At 51.8% G+C, this 1,609-nt stretch carries 5 protein-coding genes; all 5 read left to right on the top strand.

Going from position 1 to position 1,609, the window contains the following annotated elements; genetic code table 11:
- The coding region (locus tag ACFWW2_RS16160; RefSeq protein WP_393929591.1) for a transposase at positions 1–202 on the top strand (202 nt) is incomplete at its 5' end.
- Positions 203–265: 63 nt separating this feature from the next.
- Positions 266–799, top strand: a complete 534-nt coding sequence (locus ACFWW2_RS16155) for a type II toxin-antitoxin system antitoxin SocA domain-containing protein (protein ID WP_393929589.1) — start codon at positions 266–268, stop codon at positions 797–799.
- Positions 799–1,092, top strand: a complete 294-nt coding sequence (locus ACFWW2_RS16150) for a hypothetical protein (RefSeq protein ID WP_393929587.1) — start codon at positions 799–801, stop codon at positions 1,090–1,092. Before ACFWW2_RS16155 ends, ACFWW2_RS16150 begins: the two co-directional genes overlap by 1 nt.
- Positions 1,073–1,213 carry a hypothetical protein gene (locus tag ACFWW2_RS16145; protein WP_393929585.1) on the top strand — a complete coding sequence of 47 codons (141 nt, stop codon included), beginning with the start codon at positions 1,073–1,075 and terminating at the stop codon, positions 1,211–1,213. The genes ACFWW2_RS16150 and ACFWW2_RS16145 overlap by 20 nt, the downstream gene beginning before the upstream one ends.
- Before the next feature lie 97 nt (positions 1,214–1,310).
- A partial coding sequence (locus ACFWW2_RS16140) for a transposase (protein WP_393929583.1) occupies positions 1,311–1,609 on the top strand: 299 nt, incomplete at its 3' end.

Below are 1,609 nucleotides of genomic sequence, written 5' to 3'. Positions count from 1 at the left end.
TGAAGGCTTTTACAGCATCTTCAAGCGCGGCATGAAGGGTGTGTATCAGCACTGCGGCAAGCAGCACCTGCACCGCTACGCTGCGGAGTTCGACTTCCGTTACAACAACCGCATTGCGAACGGTATTGACGATGCAGAACGGGGGCAGATCGCTTTAGTCAGTGCAAAAGGCAAGCGCTTGTTCTATAATCAGCAAGCGTGAGCGCGTGCTGGAAAACCCTACGGCGGATGACTATGTAAGCGCCCCAAGCTGAGGTTCTACGAAGTGCGTCTTGATAAGGAAAAGCTGAAAAACCTGATACACACGATTGCCTATGCAACTCGTGACAAGGAGGGGTTTGGCCGCACCAAGTTATACAAGGTGATGTGGTTTTTTGAGGCAAAGCAGTACCTAGTGGATGGTGTTAATTTCTCTGGCGCAAAGTATGTGAGAGACACCAACGGACCTCGATTGCACAACTATGAAAAATGGTTTCAAGAGCTGGAAGCTGAGGGACGAATTCAGTGCTTTGATGAGCGGCACTACAACCGCTCTATAAAGCGCGTGAAGGGATTGCGCCCCCCTGAGCCTGGGCTTTTGAGCGAAAGCCAAGCCCAGAGCCTGAATTATTGGGTTAAGGTCGTTTCTGAAATGACCGCACAAGAGGTCAGCGAGATGTCCCACGATTATGGTTGGGAAATCGCACGACAAGGCGATGAGTTGCCTTTATCGTCCGTCTTAGCCGAAAGAGTGCGTGACCCGAAGGGTGAGGAACTTGAGTGGGCAATGCGTAGAGCTAGAGAGCTTGGCCTGCCTTAATGAAAAGGCAGATCGTTGAACAGGAAGCGGTCAGGCTTGCATTGAATGAAGCCGAGGCACTTTGGGAAAGAGCTAACGATGCTTGGGAAGCCGCAACTTGGGTCATGGCACATGATCCTGATGTTGGCACTGCGGTTACAGAAAGCGGAAAGACCAGATCGTTTGTTTTTCAAGGCTCAGTTTCAAACGAAATGCCTAGCTTGACTGTTCTTTACGAAGACCAAGACCCATATCTAATCGTGCATGATGTCAAATTTTGGAGGCCGACAAAGTATGAACAGCAAATCCACTGAGCAACTAGACCGCTTCAAAGAAGCCGCCCGCGAGATTGGGACGGACGACGACGAAGCGAAGTTCAACGAAAAGCTAGGCAAGCTGGTTAAGCCTACACCTGCCCCCAAAGAGCATGAATAACCCGACAAGCGGCCTCTAAGTCGTTCATTCGCCGGGCATTGGATGTGAATCGCCCCGAGTTTGTCGGAGACCATCAACTTAAGTAAGGATGATGGTTATGACAAAAAGCAAAATGGCAAATCGCCACTCACCTGAGGTCCGCGCGCGTGCGGTTAGGATGGTGTTTGAACATCAAGGTTCGTATGAAACGCAGGCGGGCGCGATTGCGGCCATTGCACCCAAGATCGGCTGTATTCCCCAGACCTTGAGCGGATGGGTCAAGCAGGCCGAGAAAGACAGCGGCATGCGCGACGGCGTGACGACCGAGGAACGCGACCGTATCAAGGCGCTTGAACGTGAAAACCGGGAGCTGCGCCAGGCGAATGAGATCCTGCGCAAAGCGTCAGCATATTTTGC

The sequence above is a fragment of the Yoonia sp. R2-816 genome, assembly GCF_046762905.1.
Classification (GTDB): domain Bacteria; phylum Pseudomonadota; class Alphaproteobacteria; order Rhodobacterales; family Rhodobacteraceae; genus Yoonia.
This window is presented reverse-complemented; position numbering and strand designations above follow the sequence as displayed.